Raw genomic sequence first — 25,797 nt, forward strand, 5'->3', positions numbered from 1 at the left:
CGCAACGCCGACCGGCTCTTTCTTGCAGCTTGAGGCGTGGCGCTTGGCGGTCGGTCAGAATACCGACGTGTAGTCACCCAGCTCGACCTGGACCGACTTGATACGGGTGTACTGGGCCAGCGAGCTCACGCCGTTCTCACGGCCGACACCCGACTGCTTGTAGCCGCCGACCGGCATTTCCGCCGGCGACTCGCCCCAGGCGTTGATCCAGCAGATACCGGCCTCGAGCTTGTGGATGATGCGGTGCGCGCGGCTGATGTCGTTGGTGCACACGCCGGCGGCCAGGCCGTACTCGGTGTCGTTGGCGCGGCGGATGACTTCGTCTTCGGTTTCGTAGGTCAGGATGCTCATGACCGGGCCGAAGATCTCTTCCTTGACGATGGTCATGTCGTCGCGGCAATCGGTGAACACGGTCGGCGCGACGAAGGCGCCCTTGGCGAAGTCACCCTCGGTCATGCGCTCGCCGCCGCACAGCACCCGGGCGCCTTCTTCCTTGCCCTTGGCGATGTAGCCGAGCACGCTTTCCATGTGCGGGAAGCTGACCAGCGGGCCGAAGTTGGTGTTCTCGTCTTGCGGGTTGCCGGCGCGGATGCGGGCCACGCGCTCGACGATCTTGGCTTCGAAGGCCTCTTTCAGCGCAGCCGGGACGAACACGCGGGTGCCGTTGGTGCAGACCTGGCCGGAGCTGTAGAAGTTGGCCATCATGGCGATGTCGGCGGCCTTGTCCAGGTCGGCGTCGTCGCAGATGATCAGCGGCGACTTGCCGCCCAGTTCCATGGTGACTTCCTTGAGCGAGGAGCTCGAGGCGCTGGCCATGACTTTCTTGCCGGTGGTGGTGCCGCCGGTGAAGGAGACTTTCTCGATGCGCGGGTGTTCGGTCAGCCAGGTGCCGACTTCACGGCCGCTGCCGGTCAGGACGTTGAACACGCCGTCCGGCAGGCCGGCTTCGGTGTAGATCTCGGCCAGCTTCAGGGTGGTCAGCGAGGTGACTTCCGAAGGCTTGAAGATCATCGCGTTGCCGGCGGCCAGGGCCGGGGCGGATTTCCACAGGGCGATCTGGATCGGGTAGTTCCAGGCGCCGATGCCGACGGTCACGCCCAGTGGCTCGCGGCGGGTGTAGACGAAGGAGCTTTCGCGCAGCGGGATCTGCTCGCCCTCGATGGCCGGGACCAGGCCCGCGTAGTACTCCAGCACGTCGGCGCCGGTGACGATGTCGACGTAGCGGGTCTCGGAGTAAGACTTGCCGGTGTCCAGGGTTTCCAGCATGGCCAGCTCGTCGTTGCGCTCGCGCAGGATCTCCACGGCGCGGCGCAGGATGCGCGAACGCTGCATGGCGGTCATCGCGGCCCAGACCTTCTGGCCACGTTCGGCGCTCTCGACCGCGCGCTCGACGTCAGCTTCGGTCGCGCGCTGCACATGGGCGAGGACTTCGCCGTTGGCCGGGTTGATGGCTTCGAAGGTGGCATCGCTGCCAGCGTCGACATAACCACCATCGATGTAGAGTTTTTGCGTTCCGAAACGGGCCATAGTGTCCTCGCAAGTGCAGTGTGTGGTGGGCTATCCGCGTCGTGCTCCTGCCGTTTGGGCAATCGCTTCGCGCGGGTGTTCAGAGGCCTGGTCGATCGTGTCCGGGCGCTGCTGCTTAGCCAGTTGTAGTTCCATGTATTCGTAAGCAATCCGTATCGCCTGGTCGGTGTCGAATGCGTCTCCCGACAGGGCTCCACGCAGCCACAGGCCGTCGATCAGGGCCGCCAGCCCGCGGGCTGCCGTGCGCGCTTGATCCAGCGGCATGGCGCGGCGGAACTGGCAGCACAGGTTGGAATACAAGCGGTGGTCGTTGATCCGCTGCAACCTGTGCAAGGACGGCTGGTGCATGCTGGAGGCCCAGAAGGCCAACCAGGTTTTCATCGCCGGGCCGTTCACCTGGCTCGCATCGAAGTTGCCCTCGATGATCACCTTCAGGTGGGCGCGCGGGCTGTCGTCCGTCAGTGCCTGGCGCCGTGCTGCCACGCCTTCGTTGAGCATGCTCATGATGTAGCGCATGGTCGCTGCGATCAGGCCGTTCTTGTCCCGAAAGTAGTGGCTGATGATGCCGTTCGACACCCCGGCCAAGCGGGCGATCAGCGCAATGCTGGCATCTCCCAGTCCGACCTGATCGACCGCCTGCAAGGTGGCTTCGATCAACTGCTGGCGGCGGATGGGTTGCATACCGACCTTGGGCATCTTGCTATCTCCTCAGGCCTGCGAGCAGACGACGAGCGGCTGACTCGGCGAAGGCCAGTCTATTTTGTTTTGATTGAACGTTCAATCAATAAAGAATAAGCTCTGCGACAATTTGTGCCATTGACAGTTTTTCAGGCGGTCGAGCAGGCACGGATTGACACCCCAGGAAATCGCGTAACCCCCGGAATACAAGGCGTTGACGGGCATGAGCGATGCATGTGGCAGATTCTGCCGAACGGTCGTTGGCTGTGCGGCAAGCCCTCGGAGCGGGGCTTCGGTCTGTTTTTTCGCATCGATTCGATTCGGGATCACGGTTTCCAAGGTGCTTTTATAACACCTGACGCAGTGGGGCTATTGCACCATTTGCTCGGGAAAAGACTGATTAGCCTCCACTCCCGCACTGCCCGGAGCATTCGTGCAATGAGTTCTGCCTCCCTAACCAAACCCCCCGCCGAGAGGGTCCGGGTCAACAGCGTGGTGTTCTACACCTCGGCGCTGCTGATCCTCGTGTTGACTGCCTTGCTTATCGCTGTCCCTGACACTGCCGGCCGTGTGCTCGGCGTCGCCCAGTCGTGGCTGACGCGCACGTTCGGCTGGTACTACATGCTGGTGATCTGCGGCTACCTGCTGTTCGTGATCGTTCTTGCCTTCTCCGACTTCGGCAAGCTCAAGCTTGGCGGCAAGGATGACAAGCCGGACTTCAGCTATGGCGCCTGGGCCGGCATGCTGTTTTCCTCTGGTATCGGTATCTCGCTGCTGTACTTCGGCGCCTCCGAGCCGCTGGACCACTACTTCAACCCGCCGGAAGGCACGCCCGCCAGCCTCGAGGCTGCACGCCAGGGCCTGCAACTGACCTTCCTGCACTGGGGGCTGCACGGCTGGGCGATCTACGCCCTGGTGGGCCTGGCCGTGGGTTACTTCGCCTATCGTCACAACCAGCCGCTGGCCCTGCGCTCGGCCCTGTACCCACTGGTCGGCGAGCGTTGGGTCAAGGGTGGCGCCGGCCATGCCGTGGACATCTTCGGCATGTTCGTCACCCTGTTGGGCCTGGTGACCAACCTGGGGATCGGTTCGATGCAGGTGGCATCGGGCCTGGAATACCTGTTCGGCATGGACCACAGCAAGACCAACCTGCTGGCGGTGATCCTGACCATGAGCAGCGTGGCCACCATCGCCGCGGTGTCGGGCGTGGAGAACGGCATCCGCCGCCTGTCCAACCTGAACATCCTGCTGTTCAGCGGCTTGCTGGTGTTCGTCCTGCTGGGCGGTAACACCCTGCACCTGCTCAACGGCTTCGTGCAGAACGTTGGCGACTACCTCAACGGCATCGTGCTCAAGACCTTCGACCTCTACGTGTACGAGGGCGAAAGTGGCAAGTCCGAGCGCTGGCTGGGTCTGTGGACCGTGTTCTACTGGGCCTGGTGGATTTCCTGGGGCCCGTTCGTCGGCATGTTCATCGCCCGTATCTCCAAGGGCCGCACCGTGCGTGAACTGGTCGCCGGTGTGTTGCTGATCCCGCTGGGCTTCACCCTGGCCTGGCTGTCGATCTTCGGCAACACCGCGTTGGACCTGGTGATCAACCAGGGCGCGGTGGAGCTGGGCAAGACTGCCTTGGAGCAGCCGTCGATGTCGATCTACCAGTTGCTGGAATACTTCCCGGCGGCCAAGATCGTCGTCGGTGTGGCGGTGTTCGTCGGCTTCGTGCTGTTCCTCACGCCGGCCGACTCCGGTGCGGTGATGATGGCCAATCTGTCGTGCAAGGGCGGCCAGGTGGATGAAGACGCGCCCAAGTGGCTGCGCATCTTCTGGTCGGCGGTGATCACCCTGGTGACCATCGGCCTGCTGTTCGCTGGCAACTTCGAGGCGATGCAGACCATGGTGGTGCTGGCCGGCCTGCCGTTCTCGGTGGTCCTGGTGCTGTTCATGTTCGGCCTGTACAAGGCCATGAAACAGGATGCCCAGGTCGAGCAGGAGCGTGCCGAGCTGGCTGCCCGTGGTCGTCGTGGCTTCAGCGAGCGCCTGACCCAGCTCGAGCTGCAGCCGACCCAGGCCGTGGTCCAGCGCTTCATGGACAAGCAGGTCAGCCCGGCCCTGAAGGAAGCCGCGGCGCAGTTGCGTACCCTGGGCTTCGAGGTCGAGACCCGTGTCGGCCAGTCCCGTGCCCTGATGGGCCTGCGGGTGATGATGGAGGAGGGCAACCCCTTCGTCTATGAGGTGAGCCTGGATGGCTACCTGGCCGCGCCGAGCGAGGCGCCGGTCGAAGGTGAACCGCAAGTACGCCAGCGCTTCTACCGCGCCGAGGTGTACCTGCACGATGGCAGCCAGGAGTACGACCTGATGGGCTTCACCCCTGACCAGATCGTGCGTGACGTGCTGGATCAGTTCGAGAGCCACCGCCAGTTGCTGGGGCGCGTGTACAGCTGATCGAGGCTGAAGTGGGCAGGGGCCCGGCGTGCGAGCGTCGGGCCCCTGTCGTTTCGGGAGCGGTAAGTCGTCAGTTGCAATATGTAGTGCCTGTGGCGAGGGGATGCGACGCATCGTTGGCGGCTCATCAACCAGCAGGCCAATCCCATGACGCACCCATCGACCCCGATATTCGATTTCAAAGCCGCTGCCGCCAGGCAGTTCGCCAGCCGACCGACCCTGCGCCAGGTGGTGAGCAAGCAGGTCCTGGACCTGTTGCTCCAACAGCTTCCCTGGCTGGCCTATGTCGAACCCAAGCTGGTGGACGCCGATCCGCTCATGCTCGACAGCCCCGATCCCGATACCGAGTACTGGACCACCGAACCCTTGGTGGACGTGGTGCTGCAGGCGATGCTGGAGGGCAAACCGCTGGACCTGGAGCCCATTGGCGCGCGTGCCCATAACCTTGGGCTGGCGGACACCCATCGTTTTCCTGGTTCCCACAGCGCGTTCGATACACGGCGCCTGGCGGGAACGAGCGAAGCGTTCAACGAACTCCTGTCACGTTTGACGGAGCACTTCTGCCAGGCGCAGGTGGACTACTGGCGTGGTCAGGGGACCTCCGGCAAGAGCCGTGATCAGTGGTTGCAGTTGCTGTTGAAGATGGCGCTGCTGCGCAACCTGCCCCTGCAAGGGTTGGACGAGCAGCAGCAAGCTGTCATTCGTGGCTTGGTCAAGGGCGGTGCGCAGCAACCCCCGGTCTTTGTCGTGCAGGCCCATCTGACGGTGGGCGATCGGCATTTCAACGAGGTGCAGCCTGGTCTGCTGGTCACCGGTGAGTGGGATGAGCGGCACGTTGTCCTGTGGTGTTCGCCATCGAGTCAGGTCAGGGCATTCGATACCCTGGATGATTTTGCCCTGGCGCTGCGCGACGAACTCGCCCTTCGCTACCATTTCGACGCCCTGCGCTGGGACCGCCAGGCACTCGAAGGCGATGTGTTCGCCCAACAATGCACGCTGCTGCTCGCCCGCATGCTCGACAACATCGGGCGGGCGCGCTACCGGGACCTCACCGTGGCGCAGATGGAGCGCCTTTTCGCCGACCTCAGCGACCCTGCGCAGTGGTTCGTCGAGGGTTACTACATCGAGGAAAGCGCCACGGTCATACCGCCACCCGGCATCCACTGGGCGTCGGCCAACGACAGCTTCGCCTACCAAGAGGCGCTGTTGGACCTGGCGCTGGATCACGCCGATGCCGGCGGGCTGGCGGCGCTGGATGGCGTCCTGGACCTGCAAAGCTACACCCGCCAGCGCCTGCGGGAGCGGATGCTGGCGGACTACCCGGTGGAGGCCAACTACTTCCCTGACGATCTGATCCTGGAGCTTGAAATCGCCCGTGGCATGCCGGGTGGCGCCGCCACAGGCAGTGGAGGCGGCGAGCCGCTGGAGCCGGCAGGCGAAAAGACCCTCACCGAGTTCGCCATCGGCAACCTCAGTTCGCTCGCAGGCGCCGTCATCAAAGGGATCAGGCATCGGGACGATCAACTGATCATGCCTTGGATGAATGCCGACTACCTCAAGTCGCTGGTGCAGGCCGTCGATATCGGGGGCAACTATCCCCGCTACGTGGCCGATGCCCTGAACGACCCGCAGACGCGTTCCGAGCGTACCAGGCGGTTTGCCCGGGAATGGCGCCAGTCCTTGGTGTTCAGCGCCCTGCAGGCGAAGCTCGATCGCAAGATCACGGAGCTGGGGCTGCAATGCATCGTCGACTTCTGCAGGGGCCATGTCGATAGTGTGTTGCCGAACATCGCGCTGATCCCGCTCGCCTTCAAGCGTCAGCCCCATTCCGCGAAGCATGACCTGGTTCGCGGCATGTATGTGCTTTTTTCGGCCGAGCCTGCCGTGGTGCTGCTGTATCGCCCCCTGTATGGCCATGATCCGCTACGGCAGTTCGCCAGCATCGAGGCGATGATGGCGGGTATCCGTGAGTCCGAGTCGCTCCAGGCCAGCATGGTGAACTGGATGGAACCCCATGTGCGGCATATCTATGACCACGGCGGGTTCACCGAACCCCATGTCACCAGCATCGGCATGGACCCTTACGACCTGCCTGAAAAGCCCGAGCCCGCTGCACTGGGTGCACGCCTGTGGCTGACCGACGTGGATGAAAAGCTGTACACGGCGAACTACGAGCTGTTGCTGGAACTCGCCAACCGGCAGGCAACCTCCACTGCGCAAAGCCGCTGGGCGATCCTCAGCCAGGGCGCCTGGCTGCTGTTCGACCTGGCCACGCTGCTGTTGCGCGGGCCCGTCGCTTCGGCAGCCTGGCTCGTGCAGGCTATCTCCAGCCTCGAGCGCGATACCGGGGCTTTCGAGCAAGGCAGCGAATTCGACCGCAGCGCTGCCACCGTCGACCTGATCGTGAACCTTGGCATGGCGTTGTTGCATGCGCGCCTGCCAAGCGAGGCCCCGGCAAGCTCGCAGCCGCTGCCCGGCGCTGCCGCTTTCGATGGGCCGCCCGCGCAAGATGGCGGCTACCAGGCAATGCGTGTCAGGCCAACCCAGGGCAAGGTCGGCATGGCCGGGCCGTTGGCGTTTGCGTTGGAGCCGAGCGAGGCGGGCCTGCAGCTCGATTTCTCCTGGCGTGGCAATCGGGGCTTCAACTGGCTGGCGCCGGAACAGCGCAAGGCATTGATGGCCATGCGTTCGAAGGTCGGTCTCGATGGTTTGCAGTCTTCGGCGGATGGGCTCTATCAGCTCGGCGAGCAGCGCTATGTGACGATGCTGGGTGAAACCTTTGCCGTGAGTGTGCTGGAGGAGGGCGTCCGAGTCGTCGATGCCGCAGGCAACCTGGGGCCTTGGCTGTCGTTCGAGCTAGGGGCCTGGCGTATCGACTCGCAATTGCGCTTGAGAGGGGGCGCGCCCGAAGGGCGTGTCAAGCAGGCCTTTGGCAGACTGTACGCGTCCTCCAACGACCTCACCCGCAGGACCAACGAGGCCGGGGAGGTTTTCACTCACCTTGGCAGGGAGATCGTCACCTTGCAGGGCAAGGTCGATAGCCTCGAAAAATTGAGGGAGGCCGAGAACGCCAGGCGCAAAGCGGCCGAGGAAGACAAGAGCGTGCCCTTTGACTGGGCTGGCTCCGACAGGATGATCGACTCCTACGATAAGCGCTGCGCCGAATTCGCTGCACAGGTGAAATCCAAGCGGTTGCTGGCTGTCGAGCATCTCGAGATCACGGTACGGCTCGACCGCGAGCAGCGTGGTGTCCTGGAGAGCATGCTCGAAGCCAAGTATGGCTCCTTTCTCAATGACCAGCTTGAAGAGAGCATAAGGCAGCAGAGGATCCAGGTCGTGACCAACCTGATCCGTAACAGTGACTTTATCCTTAACGAGCTCAAGAGCCTGGCGGATTATCCGCATATCAACGAGCTGATGAGGCGGCACGAGGGACGTGTCATCTCGGAAGTCCGCGAGGGCTACCAGGAGCTTCGCGGTTATCTACAAGCGTTGACCGAGTTTCAGGAGCGTATGCTCGATGCCATGGGCGTATTGGACGAGCTGTTGACCGAGGCACCCCGTGACCTGGATATCGGTATGGTGGATACCCGGCGGACAGTGACCGAACTGATCGATGAGCGAAAATACTCAACCGTCGACTTTCGTTTCCAGCATGCCCTGGTCCTGGCGGAACTGACCTTGCATCTGGATCTCGCCACGGGAGAGCGACGGGTGGCGCGGATCAGGGAAGGGCTTGCAGGTACTCGGCTCAGAAGTGCAGCCAACGCTCATGGTGAGTCGCTCATGTCCAACCTGGATGTGGCCGACAGGATCAGCATCCTGCAGGAGGCATGGGACGAGTATGCCGCGGCGATCATCCGTACCTTGTACATCGAGCGTACGGGTGGGGCGATGATCGATGTCGCGATGCTCGCGCGCTACCGGACGCACATGCAACTGCTCAAGGACGACGCCGGGCGTCGATTGGTCGCTGCCATCGCCGAGCAAGACGGTACGCCGCTTCCATCCCCGACGTACTCGGCCTACAGGATTTCCAGCGATCACCAGCGAGTGCTGCACAACAACGCAGGCCAGATCGTCATCGCCACCGAAGTACAGGAAGATGGGCGCACCGTCTATGAAGTGCGCGCCCCATTCAACGGAGACATCCTGCAGGTCTTTGACTTCAAGGACGGTGCCTGGGTAGAGCGCCCTGGCCAGCCGCTCAAGCCGATCCCGTTGGACGAAGGGAGCGACGATGCGCAGGTACAGGCCTTGCTCAACGACAACCAGGAGGTTATCTCCATCGCCAGGGCGTATGTTGACGAGGGCGCAAACGGCGCGGCACTGGAGGCCCTGCTTCAACGTCAGGTGGATCGGTTGCAGCACGCGGCTGCGGAGTTGGCCGAGCGGGGGGCGGGCGAGGGTGTGAGGGCTCGTCTGCACACCGGGGTACAGGACCTGGAGTCGCTCAGGATCAGCCTGTTGACCGAACTGTACACGCGCACCAAGTACCCGACCGCCGATGCCTTGCGCTTCCTCCATGACCAGCGATTGATCAAGGTGGATTATGTCAGGCGCGATACGTCGGCCATGACCAGCCCTTTCGACGAGTTCAAGATCACGCGCTTGAATACTCCCGGTGTCGACAAGGGGAGGGCCATCTGGGCTGCGCATTTTCATCTGCTTTCGCAGGATGCGCCGCTGGCGGACTTCACCCATGGGCACCTCAAGCTCTGGACCCATCGGCACTTGGGGCGGCGCTACGAAACCGTCAGTGGTGAGCGGGTGCATCGGGGGCGCCTGACGCATGCCGATGTGGCAGGCATCATTCCCTTGACGTAAGCGGCTTAGCGGTTCGTGTAACGGCCTTGCCTGCCATGAGCAGGCATGGCCTGGTTGCCGCGTTCGGCGATCATCTGCTCAAGGCCGATCAATTCGATGCCCTGGCTCCGTAGCCGGGGCATTTCCTTTTCCAGCACCTCGAGGGTCTGGGGGTAGGGGTGACCGATCAGCACCGCCGAGCCCTGTTTGCGCGCCAGCTCGATGCCTTGGCGCAGTTGCCCGGCGATGGCTTCGCTGGTGCGTACGTCATCCAGGAACACGTCTCGCGAGACGTGCGCCAGCCCCTGCGCTTGCGCCTCGGCCGCCGCCACCGTGGCCGCGCTGGTGCGGCTGTCGACGAAGAACAGGTGGCGCCGCTGCAGCTCGCTCATCAGCCAGGCCATAGGTTCGCGGTGGGCGGTCATGCGGCTACCCATGTGGTTGTTGATCCCGGCAGCGAAGGGCACCTTGGCCAAGGCGGCGTCCAGGCGCCGGGCCAGTTCCTCGATCGGCGTGCCGGGGTGCCAGGCGTAGGGGCCGGTGGCCGGGTCCATGGGCATGTGCAGGATGACCGTCTTGCCAGCCTTGTGGGCCTGGCGAGCGAAGTCGGTGGCATGGGGCGTGTCGGGCATGATGGCCAGCGTGACCGGGCCAGGCAGGGCGAGGGTGCGGTTGTCGCGTTCGATGCTCTGCCCCAGGTCGTCGATGATGATGCTCATGTAGGCCTTGGCCGGCGCCGCGTGAGCGACACCGGCCAGCAGGCAGGACAGGGCCAGCAACAGCAAGCGCATGGGCTGGGTCAGTCGCCCTTGGTGATGTTCAGGCCCTTGAGCAGGCTCAGGGCCTGGCTGAGCTGGAAGTCATCGTCCTGCGGGCGCTCCTTGCGCTTGCTGCTGCCGGATGGTCGGTCGGCGCCGCCATTGCCATTGCCCAGGTGGCCCTGCAGGTCGGCTTCCTTGAAGTTGTCGGTGTCGGCCTCGGCGGTGAGCTTGGCCGGGCGCACCTCGATGTCCGGGACGATGCCCTGGGCCTGGATCGAGCGGCCGTTGGGGGTGAAGTACAGCGCGGTGGTGAGCTTGAGCGCGCGGTCGTTGGCCAGCGGCAGCACGGTCTGCACCGAGCCCTTGCCGAAACTGTCGGTGCCCATGAGCACCGCGCGTTTCTGGTCCTGCAGGGCGCCGGCGACGATTTCCGAGGCCGAGGCGCTGCCGCCGTTGATCAGCACCACCAGCGGGACGCGCTCGCTGGCGTCGGCAGGGTTGGCGGAGAAGCGCAGCTCGGAATTGGCGATGCGGCCCTTGGTATAGACGATCAGGCCCTTGGTGAGGAAATGGTCGGCCACTTCCACCGCCGACTGCAGCACGCCGCCGGGGTTGTTGCGCAGGTCCAGGACCAGGCCGCGCAATTTCTTGCCGTTGTCCTTGCGCAGCTTGGCCAGGGCCTTGCCCACCTCGTCGCCGGTCTTGACCTGGAACTGGGTGATGCGGATGTAGCCGTAGTCGTTCTCCAGCAACTGGCTCTTGACGCTCTTGACCTGGATCACCGCGCGGGCGAGGGTCACGTCGAATGGCGTGCCGCCATCGCGCACCAGGGTCAGGGTGATCTTCTCGCCGACCTTGCCGCGCATCTTGTCGACCGCTTCGGTCATGCTCTGGCCGCGGGTCGGGGCGCCGTTGATCTTGACGATCAGGTCGCCTGCCTCGATGCCCGCGCGCGAGGCGGGGGTGTCGTCGATTGGCGACACCACCTTGACGAAGCCGTCCTCCATGCCGACCTCGATGCCCAGGCCGCCGAATTCGCCGCTGGTGCTTTCCTGCAGCTCCTGGAAGTCTTCCGGGCCGAGGTAGGCCGAGTGCGGGTCGAGGTTGCTGAGCATGCCCTTGATGGCGTTCTCCAGCAGGGTCTTGTCGTCCACCGGCTCGACGTAGGCGGCCTTGATGCGGTCCATGACCTCGGCGAAGGTGCGCAGTTCGTCCAGCGGCAGGGGTGCCTTGGCCGTCACCTCGGTGGCGGGCACCGCGGCAGGCCTGGCCGGTTCGGCGGCGATGGCCAGGGGCGCGCCGACCACCAGGGCGATGGTCAGGGCCAACTGGGTGAGGCGAGGCGAGTGCAGCATGTCGAACGAACTCCTGATCCTGTTGGCGCTCCGCGAGGAGCATCGGCGCAGCCAGGGCCTGCGCTACGCCGTAAGAGAGTGAATGTGCCTAGTGGCCTGCGTGCTCGATTCGTGCACTCGAATCAACCGCCCGGGCCACTAGCCACGGCACCATTGCGCAGGGTCGGTCGGTCGGCCCTGCTGGCGAATGGCGAAGTACAGGCCTGCGCTGTCCTGCCCACCGCTGTCGCCGACGGTGGAGATGGCCTCGCCGGCCTTGACGATGTCGCCGGCGCTCTTGAGCAGGCTCTGGTTGTGGCCGTACAGGCTCAGGTAACCATTGCCATGATCGAGAATGACCAGAAGTCCGGCGCCGCGCAACCAGTCGGCGAACACCACGCGCCCGCCGTGCACGGCACGTACCTGGGTGCCGGGCGCGGCACCGATCATCACGCCGTCCCACTTGGCCCGGGCATCGCCGCCTCGCGCATCTCCGAAGCGTGCCAGCAATCGACCATTGACCGGCCATGGAAGTTTGCCTCGCGCGGCAGAAAATGCGCCGCCGTAGCTGGCGCCAGTACTGGACACCATCGGGCCGAGGGTGGTGCGGGCCTTTTTCGGTGCCTCTTCCTCGCGGTTGGCCGAGGCTTGCTGCTGGCGGCGTCGCTCGGCTTCCTGCTGGGCCAGGAGCGCCTTCTTGCGTGCCTCCTCGGCTTCGCGGGCCTGGCGCGCCAGGGTTTCCTCGATGGTCTTGAGTACCTTGGTCAGCTCGGCCTGGTCCTGCTGGCGGGCCTGGAGCTTCTTGTCGCGCGCCTTCAGGTCGCTGTCGAGCTTGGCCAGGACCTGCCGGCGCTCACTGCGCACGGCCTCGAGCGCCTGGCGACGGCTGTCGAGGTTGCCGCGCTGGACCAGCAACTGGGCCTGCTGGCGGCTGATGTCCTGTTCGACGCCGGCCAGTTGGCGCAGGGTTTCGTTGAAGGCGCGCAATTGCTCCAGGCGCGCCTTGCTCAGGTAGTCGTAGTAGGTCAGGGTGCGGGCGAATTTCTCGGGGTTCTGCTGGTTGAGCAGCAACTTGAGGTATTCCTCGCGGCCGTTCTGGTAGGCGGAGCGGGCCTGGATGGCGATCAGTCGTTGTTGTTCAACGCGGGCGCTCTGGAGTTTTTTTTTCTCGGTATCAAGGCGCTCCAGCTCGCCCTCGGTCTTTTTTAGTTCCTGTTGCAGAGCCTCCACCTGCTTTTCGAGATTGCCGATGTCGGTCTCGGTGGCCTTGAGGTCTTTCTGCACGCCGGACTTCTCCGCCTGCAGCTTGCCCAGCATCTTCTTCAGCTCGGCGATGTCCTGGCGGGTGGCGTCCAGTTGTTGCTGGGTCTGCGCGCGCTCGTCGGCGAAGGCCGGGCTGAGCAGGCAGGACAGGGCGAGTAGGATCAGGGCGCGGAGCATGGAGTCGGGCGTACCAGGGATGGAGACTGGCCTAGTATGCCCGCCCGGGGCTGCAAAAAAAACGTTTCGCGGTATCAGCGGCAAGCTTCGAGCTGCAAGCGGCAAGAAAAAGCTCAACTGGCGGCCTGTGCTGGCAGTCAGGCGGGGCCTTGTGATCCTGGGGCTGCTTTGCAGCCCATCGCCGGCAAGCCGGCTCCCACAGGGACCGCGCCGCCCTTGAGGTTGGCGCAGAACCTGTGGGGGGCGCTCAGCCGTCGACCAGAATGGAGGTCCCGGTCATTTGCGCCGGTTTTTCCAGGCCCAGCAGCTTGAGCATGGTCGGCGCCACGTCGGCCAGCACGCCGCCTTCGCGGACCTTGAGGTTGCGCTTGCCAACATAGATGAACGGCACGGGCTCGGTGGTGTGGGCGGTGTGCGCCTGGCCGGTGCACTCGTCCTCCATCTGCTCGACGTTGCCGTGGTCGGCGGTGATCAGTGCTTCGCCGCCTACCTGCTCCAGGGCCTCGACGATGCGCCCGACGCAGTTGTCCAGGGCCTCGACCGCCTTGACCGCGGCGTCGAACACGCCGGTATGGCCGACCATGTCGCCGTTGGCGTAGTTGACCACGATCACGTCATAGCGCTGCTGCTCGATGGCCTCGACAATACGGTCGGTGACCTCCGGCGCGCTCATCTCTGGCTGCAGGTCGTAGGTGGCGACCTTCGGCGACGGGATGAGGATGCGCTCCTCGCCCTCGAACGGCTCTTCGCGCCCGCCCGAGAAGAAGAAGGTGACGTGGGCGTACTTCTCGGTCTCGGCGATGCGCAGCTGGGTCTTGCCGTGCTTGGCCAGGTATTCGCCGAGCACGTTGTCCAGGCTGGCCGGGGCGAAGGCCGCCGGGGCGGGGATCTTGGCCGAGTACTGGGTCAGGCCGATGTAGGCGGCGAGCTTGGGCAGGCGCGTGCGCGGGAACTCGTTGAAATCGGCCTCGACGAACACGCGGGACAGCTCGCGTGCGCGGTCGGCGCGGAAGTTCATGAAGACGACGGCGTCGCCATCCTCGACCTTGACCGCCTCGCCGATGCGGGTGGCCTTGACGAACTCGTCGCTCTCGTCGCGGGCATAGGCTGCCTGCAGGCCGGCCACGGCATTATCGGCGCTGTATTGGGCGACGCTGTCGACGATCAGCTCGTAGGCGGCGCTGACGCGGTCCCAGCGATTGTCGCGGTCCATGGCGTAGTAGCGGCCGATGATGCTGGCGATACGGCCCTTGCCCAGGCGGGCGAAGGTGGCGTCGAGCAGCTCGAGGGACGATTGCGCGCTGCGCGGTGGCGTGTCGCGGCCATCGAGGAAGGCGTGCAGGTAGATCTTCTCGGCGCCCCGCTGGGCGGCGAGTTCGGCCATGGCGATGATGTGGTCCTGGTGGCTGTGCACGCCGCCATCGGAGAGCAGGCCGAGGATGTGCACGGCCTTGCCGGCGGAGGCCGCCTTGTCCACCGCATTGGTGAGGACCGGATTGTGGAAGAACTCGCCGTCGCGGATGGCCTTGGTCACGCGGGTGAAGTCCTGGTACACCACGCGCCCGGCACCGAGGTTCATGTGACCGACCTCGGAGTTGCCCATCTGCCCGTCGGGCAGGCCGACATCCATGCCCGAGCCGGAGATCAGGCCGTGCGGCTGGCTGGCGCGCAGGCGATCGTAGACGGGGGTGTTGGCTGCGAAGATGGCGTTGTACTCGGGGCTTTCGCTGTGACCGAAACCATCCAGGATGATCAGGACCAGGGGTTTAGGCGTGCTCGTCATCAATCCCACTCACGGTTGTTCAAAGATGATAAAGACACGCATTTTAGGGCAAATACGCCATGTGCGGCGAATATTCCTCCTGGCGCCCGACCAGCGCCGCCACAGACCGGACATGAAAGCTGTTTCGCGGCCGGTCCGTCGGGCTTTGGCCGGCTTGGGGGGCTGTGTATACTGGCCGGCATTTTCAATCGCGTGGAACACCCCTGATGGTTGCTAACCTGATTCAATTTGCGACAAACCACTACATCCTGGTGGCGATCTTCTTTGTTCTGCTGATCCTGCTGCTGGTCAACGAAATCCGCCGTGGCGGCCAGAGCCTGAGCAGTGGCCAGCTGACCGCACTGATCAACGCCGAGAAAGGCGTGGTGATCGACATTCGTCCGAGCAAGGAGTACTCGTCCGGCCACATCGTCGGCGCGCTGAACATCCCGCAGGACAAGCTGGTCAACCGTATGGCCGAGCTGGAAAAGCACAAGGGCAAGACCCTGATCGTGGTAGACAGCATGGGCCAGCAATCCGGCTCCATCTGCCGCGAGCTGCTCAAGGCGGGCTACACCGCCGCCAAGCTCAGCGGTGGCGTTTCCAGCTGGAAAGCCGATAACCTGCCCCTGGTGAAGTGAACATGAAGCCTGTCATCGTCTATTCCAGCGACTACTGCCCCTATTGCATGCGCGCCAAGTACCTGCTCGAGAGCAAGGGCGTGGCGTTCGAGGAAATCAAGGTCGATGGCAAGCCGCAGGTGCGTGCCGAGATGAGCCAGAAGGCCGGCCGCACCTCGGTGCCGCAGATCTGGATCGGCAGTACCCATGTCGGTGGATGCGATGACCTCTATGCCCTGGAGCGGGCGGGCAAGCTCGATGCCCTGCTCGAGGCCTGACTCACACCTTTTTCAAGACCATTAGGAAAAGATCTGCCATGACCGACCAACAGAACAACGGCGCAGCCGCCGACGACAACGCCCCGCAATTCTCCATGCAGCGCATCTACGTGCGCGACCTGTCCTTCGAGGCACCGAAGAGCCCGCAGATCTTCCGCCAGCAGTGGGAGCCGAGCGTCTCGCTGGACCTGAACACCAAGCAGAAGGCCCTGGAAGGCGACTTCCACGAAGTGGTGCTGACCCTGTCGGTGACCGTCAAGAACGGTGAGGAAGTCGCCTTCATCGCCGAGGTGCAGCAGGCGGGCATCTTCCTGATCAAGAACCTCGACGCGGCCTCCATGAGCCACACCCTCGGCGCGTTCTGCCCGAACATCCTGTTCCCGTACGCCCGCGAGACCCTGGACAGCCTGGTGACCCGTGGTTCGTTCCCGGCCCTGATGCTGTCGCCGGTCAACTTCGACGCCCTGTACGCTCAAGAAATGCAGCGCATGCAGGAAGCCGGCGAGGCGCCTTCGCTGCAGTGATCTGCCGCGAGAGACGAAAACCCTGCGGGGTAATGCTGTTCACTTAAGTCTGATGCGACATCGATTGGGGCTGCCTTGCAGCCCATCGCCGGCAAGCCGGCTCCCACAGGATCGTGCATTCCTTGAGGCTTGCAGCGTACTTGTGGGAGCGGGCTTGCCCGCGAAGGGCCGCAAGGCGGCCCCAATTGCTTAAGTGAGCAGCATTACCCTGCGGGGCGCTTTTTTCATGGGGTGTGTCGGCGGAGCTGGCGGCACCTCAAGCAAACCCTTGCTGGCGCCACGCCTCGTACACTGTCACCGCCACCGTATTGGACAGGTTCAGGCTGCGGCACCCTGGCCGCATCGGCAGGCGCAGGCGCTGCTCGGCCGGCAGGCTGTCCAGCACCTCGGCCGGCAGGCCACGGCTCTCGGGGCCGAACAGGAAGGCGTCGCCCGGCTGATAGTCGACTTCATGAAACGGATGCGAGCCCTTGGTGGTGAAGGCGAACAAGCGCGGATGGCCAAGGCTTTCCAGGCATCCAGCCAGGCTCTGGTGGCGTTTGAGCGTGGCATACTCGTGGTAGTCCAGCCCTGCCCGGCGCAGGCGCTTGTCGTCCAGCTCGAAGCCCAGCGGTTCGATCAGGTGCAGGTCGCAACCGCTGTTGGCGCAGAGCCGGATGATGTTGCCGGTATTCGGCGGAATCTCTGGTTGAAAGAGGATGACATGAAACATGCACGGCTCCAGGCGTGAAGATGGCGAGCATTCTACCCTCGAACCCGACCCGCGTTCGAAGGCCTGGCCGCGCGTGCTGTTTTCCCTGGCCATCGTCGGCCTGATGGTCGGGCTGATGATCGGCCGCCTGACCGCGCCCGAGGAGCACGTGCTGGAGCGGGTGGAGGTGGTGCAGGACGGCCTGGACCTGTGGTTCGACGACGAGCCCAGGTTGCATGGGGAGAACGTGGACGGGACCCTGGCCTTGCTGTTCCAGGCCGAAGGCAAGGCCCAGCAGGGCCAGTTGCGCTTGCAGGGGAAGCCGGTGGGTTGGCGTGTGCGCAAAAGCGAGGAAGGGTTGTTGCTGACCGTGGTCGCCGCGCGCCCCCTGCACGGCGAATGGGCCGGTGCGAAGGAGGCGGGGCGCTGGCGGGTGCAGGTGAGGCTGCACGAATAAAAGAGGGGATATCCCGGCCTGCCTGTACCGAGGTCCCCAAAACTGGAGATACCTGGCTTATTGCAGATGCCGTGCCAGTTTTGCAAAGCCCGGAAATAGTGGGGTTGGAGCGGTTTTTCTGGGGGATTTTCGGGCCAGCATGCATCTGGGCGGTGCAGCGGGCACAGAATCGGTGCGCGGGGGGATTGATGGCGATCCTGGCGAAGGCGGGGCTGCAAAGCAGCCCCACAGGTGTGCCGTTGCGCTTGAGTGCGGCGCCGGACCCTGTGGGAGCGGGCCTGCCCGCGAAAGCGCCTGTGGGGTAACGCGAAACCTCAGTGTTCCTCGCCGTCGTCGTCATCCCCGCCATCGACATTCATCCCCAGCTCCTTGATCTTGCGGGTCAGGGTGTTGCGTCCCCAGCCCAGCAGCACGGCGGCATCGCGGCGGCGGCCGGCGGTGTGCTTGAGGGCGGTCTCGATCATGATGCGTTCGAAGCTGGGCACGGCGCTGTCGAGCAGGTTCGACTGGCCCCGGGCCAGGGCCAGGTCGGCCCACTGGCGCAAGGCCTGCTCCCAGTTGGTCACCGGAGCGGCGTCCTGGGGCAGGTTGAGCAATTCCGGCGGCAGGTCGCCGATCAGCACTTCGCGGCTGGAAGCCATCACGGTGATCCAGCGGCAGGTGTTCTCCAATTGCCGCACGTTGCCCGGCCAGGGCAGGTTGCGCATGAATTCCTCGGTTTCCGGCTTGAGCAGCTTGGGCTCGACCGCCAGCTCCTGCGCCGCGCGGCCAAGGAAGTGGCGGGCAAGGGCGGGAATGTCCTCGCGGCGGTCGGCCAGGCGTGGAATGTGGATGCGGATCACGTTCAGGCGGTGGAACAGGTCTTCGCGGAACTTGCCGGCCTGCACCAGCGACTCGAGGTTCTGGTGGGTGGCGGCGATGATGCGCACGTCCACCTTGACCGGCACATGGCCGCCGACCCGGTAGAATTCGCCATCGGCCAGCACCCGCAGCAGGCGGGTCTGGGTGTCGGCGGGCATGTCGCCGATCTCGTCGAGGAACAGGGTGCCGCCGTCGGCCTGCTCGAAGCGGCCGCGCCGCAGGTTGGCCGCGCCGGTGAAGGCGCCTTTCTCATGGCCGAACAGCTCGGACTCCATCAGGTCCTTCGGGATGGCCGCCATGTTCAGGGCGATGAACGGCGATGCTGCCCGCGGGCTGTGGCGGTGCAGGGCGTGGGCCACCAGTTCCTTGCCGGTGCCCGACTCGCCGTTGATCAGCACGGTGATGTTGGAATGGCTGAGCCGGCCGATGGCGCGGAACACTTCCTGCATCGCCGGCGCCTCGCCGATGATCTCCGGGGTGCGGGCCAGGGTTGGCGGCACGTCGAGGGCCTGCTGCTCCTGGGCATGCTGGTTGGCGCGCTTGACCAACGACACCGCTTCGTCCACGTCGAACGGCTTGGGCAGGTACTCGAAGGCGCCGCCCTGGTAGGAGGCCACGGCGCTGTCCAGGTCGGAATGGGCGGTCATGATGATGACCGGCAGACGCGGGTGCTGCTCGCGGATCTGGGCCAGCAGGTCAAGGCCGCTGGTGCCAGGCATGCGGATGTCGGAGATGATCACGTCCGGCTGCTGGCGGGCCAGGCGGCCCATGACGCCATCGGCGCTGTCGAAGCTCTGGGTGGTCATGCCTTCCTGTTGCAGGGCTTTTTCCAGGACCCAGCGGATGGAGCGATCATCGTCGACGATCCAGACGGTTTCACTTCGGCTCATGAGGCGGTGGCTCCTTGTTCCAGAGGCAGGAAGATCGAGAATGTGGTGTGGCCGGGGTGGCTGTCACATTCGATCAGGCCCTGGTGCTGGCTGATGATGTTCTGGGTGATGGCCAGGCCGAGCCCGGTACCGTCCGGGCGGCCACTGACCATGGGATAGAAGAGGGTGTCCTGCAGTTCGGCGGGGATGCCCGGGCCGTTGTCGGTGATCTCGACCCGCGCCACCAGCCGGTGGCGGATGTGCCCGATGGTGAACTGGCGCACCGCGCGGCTGCGCAGGGTGATGCGGCCCAGGCGCAGCTCGTTCTGCCCGCCGATCGCCTGCATCGCGTTGCGCACGATGTTGAGCACGGCCTGGATCATCTGCTCGCGGTCGATCAGCACGTCCGGCAGGCTCGGGTCGTAGTCGCGCACCAACGTGATGCTGCCTTGGCTTTCCGCCTCCACCAAGCTGCCGACCCGCTCCAGCACTTCGTGGATGTTGGTCATGGCCAGCGACGGCAGCTTGTTCGAACCGAGCATGCGGTCGACCAGGTTACGCAGGCGGTCGGCCTCCTCGATGATCACGTTGGTGTAGTCGCGCAGCCCCTCGTCGGGCAGCTCGCGCGACAGCAACTGCGCCGCGCCGCGAATGCCGCCGAGCGGGTTCTTGATCTCGTGGGCGAGGCCGCGCACCAGCATCTTGGTGGTTTCCTGCTTGCTCAGCTGGGCCTCTTCCTTGGTGATGCGCAGCAGCCGGTCGCGGGGGTGGACCTCCAGCAACAGCAGGGTCTGCCCTTGGTGCAGGATCGGCGTCACGGCATAGTCGACGGTGATGGTCTGGCCGGTCAGCGAGGTCAGCTGGGCCTCGCGCTTGGTGAACGGGTGCGCCTGTTCCACGGCTTGGCGCAGGGAGTTGAGCGCTTCGGTGGACTCGGTGAACAGCTCGCTGATGAACTGCCCGTGGCTGCGCTGGCCGCTGACGGCCAGGAGCATCTCCGCGGCCGGGTTCATGTACTCCAGGCGCAGCTCGGCATTGAGCAGGAGCGTGGCGGTGGTCAGGTTGTCCAGGAGCAGACGGTGCTGTGCATCGCTGATGGTCATAAGGCGTCGTTGACCTCTTTTGGCACATGGAGTGCCCTGGCGGTAAACAGGGGCGGGCGCGCAGGTGTCCGCTCGTTGCCAGGAAAATGCAAGAAACAAACCAAAGCTCCGAAAAGAAGCGGCATTTGCGGATAAAGCCCTGGATCTGCGCGAATTCGGGCCAGAAAGCCCTGGTTTTCCGTGGCTGCTGACCCAAATTGGGATGCATGGCGGGGCGTAGCGGTTTTCTGTGCACCAATATAGAGCATAGGGTGCGAGAGGGCTGCCTGCCGCTTTCCATCGGAGCGGGACGCGAAAACGAAAACGGCCTCCCGAGGGAGGCCGTTTCGATGAGGGCGTCGACGCGAGGCGTCGCCTACATCAGACGCTGTAGTACAGGTCGTATTCCAGCGGGTGGACGAAGGTGCGGACCTTGATCTCTTCTTCCGACTTCAGCTCGATGTAGGCATCGATGAAGTCGTCGGAGAACACGCCGCCCTTGGTCAGGAACGCACGGCCCTTGTCCAGCTCTTCCAGGGCTTCCTTCAGGCTGCCGCAGACCTGCGGGATTTCCTTGGCCTCTTCAGGCGGCAGGTCGTACAGGTTCTTGTCGGCGGCATCGCCTGGGTGGATCTTGTTCTGGATGCCGTCCAGGCCGGCCATCAGCAGCGCGGCGAAGCACAGGTACGGGTTGGCGGCCGGGTCCGGGAAGCGCGCTTCGATACGGCGGGCTTTCGGGCTCGAGACGTACGGGATGCGGATCGAGGCCGAGCGGTTGCGGGCCGAGTAGGCCAGCATGACCGGCGCTTCGAAGCCTGGCACCAGGCGCTTGTAGGAGTTGGTGGACGGGTTGGTGAAGCCGTTCAGGGCCTTGCCGTGCTTGATGATGCCGCCGATGAAGTACAGGGCGGTGTCGGACAGGCCGGCATAGCCTTCGCCGGAGAAGGTGTTCTTGCCGTCTTTGGAGATCGACATGTGGACGTGCATGCCCGAGCCGTTGTCGCCGTACAGCGGTTTCGGCATGAAGGTCGCGGTCTTGCCATAGGCGTCGGCGACGTTGTGCACGCAGTACTTCAGGGTCTGGACTTCGTCAGCCTTGGTGACCAGGGTGTTGAACTTCACACCGATCTCGTTCTGGCCGGCGGTGGCCACTTCGTGGTGGTGAACTTCGACGACCAGGCCCATTTCCTCCATGGCGTTGCACATGGCGGTACGGATCTCGTGGTCGTGGTCGCATGGCGGAACCGGGAAGTAGCCACCCTTGACGGCCGGACGGTGGCCCTTGTTGCCGCCTTCGACGTCCTGGTCGGTCATCCAGGAGCCTTGTTCGGAGTAGATCTTGAACATGGAGCCGGAGATGTCGGACTTGAATTTGACCTGGTCGAAGATGAAGAACTCAGGCTCCGGGCCGACGAACACGGTGTCGCCGATGCCGGTGGACTTCAGGAATTCCTCGGCGCGCTTGGCGATGGCGCGTGGGTCGCGGTCGTAACCTTGCATGGTGGAAGGCTCGATCACGTCGCAGACCAGGATCAGGGTCGGCTCTTCGGTGAACGGGTCGAGCACGGCGGAGGAGTCGTCCGGCATCAGGATCATGTCGGAGGCTTCGATGCCTTTCCAGCCTTCGATCGACGAGCCGTCGAACATCTTGCCGGCTTCGAAGAAGTCCTCGTCCAGCGCATCGCGAGCGGGCATGGTGACGTGGTGCTGTTTGCCTTTGGTGTCCGTGAAACGCAGATCAATCCACTTGACGTCATGATCTTTGATGAGTTGAACCGACTTCGACATGTTGTCCTCCGGATGGGTCTAGGGCGCGGTGGGCCGCTGCCCTGGAAAAAGGGTGTCGCCGGGCGCGGATAGTCGGCCAAGCTTACCTGCCTCACAAGAGAGCAAATTGCATGCCAGTGCCCAAAAATGGCGAGGCGGGGATAAAACCTGGCGGTTTCGGGCGTTTTGCGGGGTTAGGGGGCTTTAGGCTGCACCTATAAGAGGCGTTTTTCTGGCTGGATGCACCAATATGGTGCTTGCTGGATTTTGCGCTGACTGCCTTGGCCTTATTCGCGGGCAAGCCCGCTCCCGCAGAGGGGCGAGTCAAACAGTCGATGCGGTTTGCAGGGCTTGGGCCCCTGTGGGAGCCGGCTTGCCGGCGACAGGGGCGGTACAGGCACCCCGAAAATCATTCCCTATCGTCGAAATACCAAAACCTTCTGCTCAAACCTTGAGCAATTTCCGCTATAATTCGCGCCCCTCATTTTCGGCAGGCCCCGCGCGCGCTGTTATCCAATGAAACTCATCGTCAAAGTCTTCCCTGAAATCACCATCAAGAGCCGGCCGGTGCGCAAGCGTTTCATCCGCCAGCTCAGCAAGAACATCCGCCTGGTGCTCAAGGACCTGGATCCCGAGCTGGTGGTCGATGGTGTCTGGGACAATCTCGAGGTGGTCACCCGCGTCGAGGACGAGAAGGTCCAGCGCGAGATGGTCGAGCGCCTCACCTGCACCCCGGGCATCGCCCACTTCCTGCAGGTCGAGGAATACCCGCTGGGCGACTTCGACGACATCGTCGCCAAGTGCAAGGAACACTTCGGCCCGCTGCTGGCCGGCAAGCGCTTCGCCGTGCGCTGCAAGCGCGGCGGCCACCACGACTTCACCTCGATGGACGTCGACCGCTATGTCGGCAGCCAGCTGCGCCAGCAATGCGGCGCCGCGGGTATCGACCTGAAGCACCCCGAGGTGGAAGTGCGCCTGGAGATCCGCGACCAGCGCCTCTATGTGGTACACACCCGTCACCCGGGCATCGGCGGCTACCCGCTGGGCGCCCTGGAGCAGACCCTGGTGCTGATGTCCGGCGGCTTCGACTCCACCGTGGCCGCCTACCAGATGATGCGCCGCGGCCTGATGACCCATTTCTGCTTCTTCAACCTCGGTGGCCGCGCCCACGAGCTGGGGGTGATGGAAGTCGCCCACTACCTGTGGAAGAAGTTCGGCAGCAGCCAGCGCGTGCTGTTCATCAGCGTGCCGTTCGAGGAAGTGGTCGGCGAGATCCTCGGCAAGGTCGACAACAGCTACATGGGCGTGACCCTAAAGCGCATGATGCTGCGCGCCGCGGCCAAGGTCGCCGAGCGCCTGGAGATCGACGCCCTGGTCACCGGCGAGGCGATTTCCCAGGTATCGAGCCAGACCCTGCCGAACCTGGCGGTGATCGACCAGGCCACCGACAAGCTGGTGCTGCGCCCGCTGCTGGCCAGCCACAAGCAGGACATCATCGACACCGCCTACCAGATCGGCACCGCCGAGTTCGCCAAGCACATGCCCGAATATTGCGGCGTGATCTCGGTGAACCCGACCACCTGTGCCAAGCCGCACCGGGTCGCCCATGAAGAGAACCAGTTCGACATGGCGGTGCTCGAGCGCGCCCTGGAGCGCGCCCGCTTCATCTCGATCGACCACGTCATCGACGAGTTGGGCCAGGACATCGAGGTCGAGGAAGTGAGCGAGGCCCTGCCGGGCCAGATCATCCTCGACATCCGTCACCCGGACGCCCAGGAAGACGAACCCCTGGTGCTCGAAGGCATCGAAGTCCAGGCGCTGCCGTTCTATGCGCTCAACAGCCGCTTCAAGCACCTGGATGCCAACCGTCAGTACCTGCTCTATTGCGATAAAGGTGTCATGAGCCGTCTGCATGCTCATCACCTGCTCAGCGAGGGACACGCCAATGTGCGCGTTTATCGCCCCGCCTAGGAAGCACGATGGCGACCGTTCTCGCCATCGTCCTCCCGACCGGTACTGAGCGCCGAATGCCTTGAACCCGATGCCTGCGGGCAGCGGTCACCGAATACCTAGATCGAGAAACACACAGTGATTGAGAATCTGCGCAACATTGCCATCATTGCCCACGTCGACCATGGCAAGACCACCCTCGTCGACAAGCTGCTGAAGCTCTCCGGCACCCTCGACCGCAAAGAGGCGGAAAGCGAGCGCGTGATGGACTCCAACGACCAGGAAAAGGAACGCGGCATTACCATCCTGGCGAAGAACACCGCCATCAAGTGGAACGGCTACAACATCAACATCGTCGACACCCCCGGTCACGCCGACTTCGGTGGCGAGGTCGAGCGCGTGATGTCGATGGTCGACTCGGTACTGCTGGTGGTCGACGCCCAGGACGGCCCGATGCCGCAGACCCGCTTCGTGACCCAGAAGGCGTTCAAGGCCGGCCTGCGTCCGATCGTCGTGGTCAACAAGATCGACCGTCCGGGCGCCCGTCCCGACTGGGTCATCGACCAGATCTTCGACCTGTTCGACAACCTGGGCGCCACCGATGAGCAGCTGGACTTCCCGATCGTCTACGCCAGCGCCCTGAACGGCATCGCCGGCATGGACCACGAGAACATGGACGACAACATGGACGCCCTGTTCCAGGCGATCATCGACCATGTGCCGGCCCCGGTCGTCGACACCGAAGGCCCGTTCCAGATGCAGATCTCCCAGCTGGACTACAACAGCTTCCTGGGCGTGATCGGCATCGGTCGCATCACCCGCGGCAAGATCAAGACCAACACCCCGGTCGTGGCCATCAGCGACGACGGCACCAAGCGCAACGGTCGCGTGCTGAAGATCATGGGCCACTCGGGCCTGCAGCGCGTCGAAGTCGCCGAGGCCGAAGCCGGCGACATCGTCTGCGTCTCGGGCATGGACGAGCTGTTCATCTCCGACACCCTGTGCGACCCACAGAACGTCGAGGCGCTGCCGCCGCTGACCGTCGACCAGCCGACCGTGAGCATGACCTTCCAGGTCAACGACTCGCCGTTCGCCGGCAAGGAAGGCAAGTTCGTCACCAGCCGTAACATCAAGGACCGCCTGGACAAGGAGCTGCTGCACAACGTGGCGCTGCGTGTCGAGCAGGGCGACAGCCCGGAGAAGTTCAAGGTTTCCGGCCGTGGCGAGCTGCACCTGTCGGTCCTGATCGAAACCATGCGCCGTGAAGGCTTCGAGCTGGCCGTGGGCCGTCCGGAAGTGGTGATCATCGAGAAGGACGGTGAGAAGCAGGAGCCGTACGAGAACGTCACCATCGACATCGAGGAACAGCACCAGGGCCCGGTGATGGAGCAGATGGGCCTGCGCAAGGGCGACCTGACCAACATGGTGCCGGACGGCAAGGGCCGTATCCGCCTGGAGTACATCATCCCGGCCCGTGGCCTGATCGGCTTCCGTAACGCTTTCCTGACCATGACCTCGGGTACCGGCATCCTGACCAGCACCTTCGAGAAGTACGGCCCGATCAAGGCCGGTGGCGTGACCCACCGCCAGAATGGCGTGCTGGTCTCGATGGCTGGCGGTACCGCGCTGACCTACTCCCTGGAAACCCTGCAGGACCGCGGCAAGCTGTTCCTGTCGCCGGGCGACGAAGTCTACGAAGGCATGCTGGCCGGTATCCACAGCCGTGACAACGACCTGGTCATCAACCCGACCAAGGCCAAGAAGCTCGACAACATGCGTGCTTCCGGCAAGGACGACACCGTCCAGCTGACCCCGGCGGTGAAGTTCACCCTGGAGCAGGCCCTGGAGTTCATCGACGAAGACGAGCTGGTCGAAGTGACGCCGAAGTCGATCCGCCTGCGCAAGAAGCTGCTGACCGAGAACGAGCGTAAGCGCGCGAGCAAGTGAT

Annotated in this window: 19 protein-coding genes; 8 read left to right on the forward strand and 11 right to left on the reverse strand. The window is 64.1% G+C overall.

Annotated features, from left to right (window positions below; all coding sequences use genetic code 11):
• Positions 1-54: 54 nt before the first annotated feature.
• The 3 genes from betB to ABFA30_RS02255 form a co-directional block, all read right to left on the reverse strand.
• The gene (betB, locus tag ABFA30_RS02245) at positions 55-1,527 is read right to left on the reverse strand and encodes a betaine-aldehyde dehydrogenase (protein WP_253079870.1); all 1,473 of its coding nucleotides are present in this window, start codon (positions 1,525-1,527) and stop codon (positions 55-57) included.
• A gap of 30 nt (positions 1,528-1,557) precedes the next feature.
• Complete coding sequence (gene betI / locus ABFA30_RS02250) at positions 1,558-2,223, reverse strand: transcriptional regulator BetI (RefSeq protein WP_225787496.1); 666 nt, start codon at positions 2,221-2,223, stop codon at positions 1,558-1,560.
• Between the two features lie 81 nt (positions 2,224-2,304).
• Complete coding sequence (locus ABFA30_RS02255) at positions 2,305-2,544, reverse strand: hypothetical protein (RefSeq protein ID WP_225787495.1); 240 nt, start codon at positions 2,542-2,544, stop codon at positions 2,305-2,307.
• A gap of 99 nt (positions 2,545-2,643) precedes the next feature.
• Between ABFA30_RS02255 and betT the strand changes: the two genes are divergently transcribed.
• Positions 2,644-4,647, forward strand: a complete 2,004-nt coding sequence (gene betT / locus ABFA30_RS02260; RefSeq protein ID WP_368815416.1) for a choline BCCT transporter BetT — start codon at positions 2,644-2,646, stop codon at positions 4,645-4,647.
• Positions 4,648-4,794: 147 nt separating this feature from the next.
• Positions 4,795-9,474 carry a hypothetical protein gene (locus ABFA30_RS02265; protein WP_410045115.1) on the forward strand — a complete coding sequence of 1,560 codons (4,680 nt, stop codon included), beginning with the start codon at positions 4,795-4,797 and terminating at the stop codon, positions 9,472-9,474.
• Positions 9,475-9,479: 5 nt separating this feature from the next.
• Here the strand turns inward: ABFA30_RS02265 and ABFA30_RS02270 are convergent, their stop codons facing one another.
• From ABFA30_RS02270 to gpmI, 4 genes are all read right to left on the reverse strand, one after another.
• Entirely contained in the window at positions 9,480-10,244 is a 765-nt protein-coding gene (locus ABFA30_RS02270) for a divergent polysaccharide deacetylase family protein (RefSeq protein ID WP_368815418.1), read from the reverse strand.
• An 8-nt stretch (positions 10,245-10,252) separates the two neighbouring features.
• Positions 10,253-11,569, reverse strand: a complete 1,317-nt coding sequence (locus tag ABFA30_RS02275; protein ID WP_225787491.1) for a S41 family peptidase — start codon at positions 11,567-11,569, stop codon at positions 10,253-10,255.
• A gap of 138 nt (positions 11,570-11,707) precedes the next feature.
• Positions 11,708-12,988: a murein hydrolase activator EnvC family protein gene (locus ABFA30_RS02280; RefSeq protein WP_225787490.1), complete on the reverse strand. Its 1,281-nt coding sequence runs from the start codon at positions 12,986-12,988 to the stop codon at positions 11,708-11,710.
• Between the two features lie 247 nt (positions 12,989-13,235).
• The gene (gpmI, locus tag ABFA30_RS02285) at positions 13,236-14,771 is read right to left on the reverse strand and encodes a 2,3-bisphosphoglycerate-independent phosphoglycerate mutase (RefSeq protein WP_225787489.1); all 1,536 of its coding nucleotides are present in this window, start codon (positions 14,769-14,771) and stop codon (positions 13,236-13,238) included.
• 206 nt (positions 14,772-14,977) lie between these two features.
• Between gpmI and ABFA30_RS02290 the strand changes: the two genes are divergently transcribed.
• The 3 genes from ABFA30_RS02290 to secB are packed head-to-tail and all read left to right on the forward strand — an operon-like array spanning position 14,978 to position 16,172.
• Positions 14,978-15,391 (forward strand): rhodanese-like domain-containing protein, encoded by a 414-nt coding sequence (locus ABFA30_RS02290; protein ID WP_225787488.1) that lies wholly within the window; start codon positions 14,978-14,980, stop codon positions 15,389-15,391.
• Positions 15,392-15,393: 2 nt separating this feature from the next.
• The gene (grxC, locus tag ABFA30_RS02295) at positions 15,394-15,648 is read left to right on the forward strand and encodes a glutaredoxin 3 (RefSeq protein WP_225787487.1); all 255 of its coding nucleotides are present in this window, start codon (positions 15,394-15,396) and stop codon (positions 15,646-15,648) included.
• 38 nt (positions 15,649-15,686) lie between these two features.
• Positions 15,687-16,172 (forward strand): protein-export chaperone SecB, encoded by a 486-nt coding sequence (gene secB, locus ABFA30_RS02300; RefSeq protein ID WP_225787486.1) that lies wholly within the window; start codon positions 15,687-15,689, stop codon positions 16,170-16,172.
• A gap of 256 nt (positions 16,173-16,428) precedes the next feature.
• Here secB and trmL read toward each other — a convergent pair whose 3' ends face one another.
• Entirely contained in the window at positions 16,429-16,884 is a 456-nt protein-coding gene (gene trmL / locus ABFA30_RS02305) for a tRNA (uridine(34)/cytosine(34)/5-carboxymethylaminomethyluridine(34)-2'-O)-methyltransferase TrmL (RefSeq protein WP_225787485.1), read from the reverse strand.
• On the opposite strand from trmL, the gene ABFA30_RS02310 reads away from it, so the two are divergent.
• Positions 16,883-17,320 carry a hypothetical protein gene (locus ABFA30_RS02310; RefSeq protein WP_225787484.1) on the forward strand — a complete coding sequence of 146 codons (438 nt, stop codon included), beginning with the start codon at positions 16,883-16,885 and terminating at the stop codon, positions 17,318-17,320. The genes trmL and ABFA30_RS02310 overlap by 2 nt on opposite strands.
• Before the next feature lie 314 nt (positions 17,321-17,634).
• On the opposite strand, the gene ntrC is transcribed toward ABFA30_RS02310, so the two are convergent.
• The 3 genes from ntrC to glnA all read right to left on the reverse strand — a co-directional run bounded on the left by ntrC (position 17,635) and on the right by glnA (position 21,920).
• Positions 17,635-19,071, reverse strand: coding sequence for a nitrogen regulation protein NR(I) (ntrC, locus tag ABFA30_RS02315; protein ID WP_225787483.1), 1,437 nt, complete (start codon positions 19,069-19,071; stop codon positions 17,635-17,637).
• Positions 19,068-20,153, reverse strand: a complete 1,086-nt coding sequence (gene glnL / locus ABFA30_RS02320; protein WP_225787482.1) for a nitrogen regulation protein NR(II) — start codon at positions 20,151-20,153, stop codon at positions 19,068-19,070. Before glnL ends, ntrC begins: the two co-directional genes overlap by 4 nt.
• A gap of 360 nt (positions 20,154-20,513) precedes the next feature.
• Positions 20,514-21,920 carry a glutamate--ammonia ligase gene (gene glnA / locus ABFA30_RS02325; protein WP_225787481.1) on the reverse strand — a complete coding sequence of 469 codons (1,407 nt, stop codon included), beginning with the start codon at positions 21,918-21,920 and terminating at the stop codon, positions 20,514-20,516.
• A gap of 495 nt (positions 21,921-22,415) precedes the next feature.
• Between glnA and thiI the strand changes: the two genes are divergently transcribed.
• Both thiI and typA read left to right on the forward strand, forming a co-directional pair.
• Positions 22,416-23,870 carry a tRNA uracil 4-sulfurtransferase ThiI gene (thiI, locus tag ABFA30_RS02330; RefSeq protein WP_225787480.1) on the forward strand — a complete coding sequence of 485 codons (1,455 nt, stop codon included), beginning with the start codon at positions 22,416-22,418 and terminating at the stop codon, positions 23,868-23,870.
• 117 nt (positions 23,871-23,987) lie between these two features.
• Entirely contained in the window at positions 23,988-25,796 is a 1,809-nt protein-coding gene (gene typA / locus ABFA30_RS02335) for a translational GTPase TypA (RefSeq protein WP_225787479.1), read from the forward strand.
• Position 25,797: the final 1 nt, after the last annotated feature.

Source organism: Pseudomonas sp. HLMP (assembly GCF_046365545.1).
Taxonomy (GTDB): Bacteria; Pseudomonadota; Gammaproteobacteria; order Pseudomonadales; family Pseudomonadaceae; genus Aquipseudomonas; species Aquipseudomonas guariconensis_B.

Bases quoted from the DNA above. Each gene is read 5' to 3' on its own strand.
- glnL (WP_225787482.1), bottom strand. From the start codon at position 20,153: ATGACCATCAGCGATGCACAGCACCGTCTGCTCCTGGACAACCTGACC.
- ABFA30_RS02310 (WP_225787484.1), top strand. From the start codon at position 16,883: ATGCACGGCTCCAGGCGTGAAGATGGCGAGCATTCTACCCTCGAACCC.
- ABFA30_RS02290 (WP_225787488.1), top strand. From the start codon at position 14,978: ATGGTTGCTAACCTGATTCAATTTGCGACAAACCACTACATCCTGGTG.
- betI (WP_225787496.1), bottom strand. From the start codon at position 2,223: ATGCCCAAGGTCGGTATGCAACCCATCCGCCGCCAGCAGTTGATCGAA.
- trmL (WP_225787485.1), bottom strand. From the start codon at position 16,884: ATGTTTCATGTCATCCTCTTTCAACCAGAGATTCCGCCGAATACCGGC.
- ABFA30_RS02280 (WP_225787490.1), bottom strand. From the start codon at position 12,988: ATGCTCCGCGCCCTGATCCTACTCGCCCTGTCCTGCCTGCTCAGCCCG.
- betT (WP_368815416.1), top strand. From the start codon at position 2,644: ATGAGTTCTGCCTCCCTAACCAAACCCCCCGCCGAGAGGGTCCGGGTC.
- ABFA30_RS02270 (WP_368815418.1), bottom strand. From the start codon at position 10,244: ATGCGCTTGCTGTTGCTGGCCCTGTCCTGCCTGCTGGCCGGTGTCGCT.
- gpmI (WP_225787489.1), bottom strand. From the start codon at position 14,771: ATGACGAGCACGCCTAAACCCCTGGTCCTGATCATCCTGGATGGTTTC.
- ABFA30_RS02275 (WP_225787491.1), bottom strand. From the start codon at position 11,569: ATGCTGCACTCGCCTCGCCTCACCCAGTTGGCCCTGACCATCGCCCTG.
- ABFA30_RS02265 (WP_410045115.1), top strand. From the start codon at position 4,795: ATGACGCACCCATCGACCCCGATATTCGATTTCAAAGCCGCTGCCGCC.
- ntrC (WP_225787483.1), bottom strand. From the start codon at position 19,071: ATGAGCCGAAGTGAAACCGTCTGGATCGTCGACGATGATCGCTCCATC.
- grxC (WP_225787487.1), top strand. From the start codon at position 15,394: ATGAAGCCTGTCATCGTCTATTCCAGCGACTACTGCCCCTATTGCATG.
- glnA (WP_225787481.1), bottom strand. From the start codon at position 21,920: ATGTCGAAGTCGGTTCAACTCATCAAAGATCATGACGTCAAGTGGATT.
- betB (WP_253079870.1), bottom strand. From the start codon at position 1,527: ATGGCCCGTTTCGGAACGCAAAAACTCTACATCGATGGTGGTTATGTC.
- thiI (WP_225787480.1), top strand. From the start codon at position 22,416: ATGAAACTCATCGTCAAAGTCTTCCCTGAAATCACCATCAAGAGCCGG.
- secB (WP_225787486.1), top strand. From the start codon at position 15,687: ATGACCGACCAACAGAACAACGGCGCAGCCGCCGACGACAACGCCCCG.